Raw genomic sequence first — 382 nt, 5'->3', positions numbered from 1 at the left:
ACCAGCCCGGCCGCACGCTGCGCCGAGCCAAAGGCTCCGCGCGCGGCCTCCTACACCACAGGGTGGGACACTATCAACGTTACCTCGTCGCCAACGTCCGGTTCCGTCCGAGGGAAACGATGCTGGACGGCCAGAATGCGGTCCCGATCGCCGGCCGCAGCGCCTGGCACCTGGGTTACGTCGCATGGGATCGCGAGCGGCCGGGATTGCAATTGATCCAGGAAGCGGCGCCGGGTCTGGCCACGGCGCTGCTTGTCGTCGCGACGCTCGTGGCGCTCCTTCTTCAGCGTATCCGCCGTGCGGCGGCACAGGTCCATGAGAGCGAGAACCGGGCGCATCATCTGGCCTACCACGACGCCTTGACCGGTCTGCCCAACCGATC

General features: G+C 67.8%; 1 pseudogene. It reads left to right on the top strand.

Features of this window, described 5'->3' with window-relative positions:
• Window positions 1-119: 119 nt before the first annotated feature.
• A pseudogene (locus tag Q1A87_RS23865) lies at window positions 120-382 on the top strand (hypothetical protein); the annotation flags it as partial.

It is taken from the genome of uncultured Jannaschia sp. (assembly GCF_947494055.1).
Lineage (GTDB): Bacteria > Pseudomonadota > Alphaproteobacteria > Rhodobacterales > Rhodobacteraceae > Jannaschia.
The sequence above is the reverse complement of the archived record's forward strand: the minus strand, read 5'-3'. Positions and strand labels throughout refer to the sequence as shown.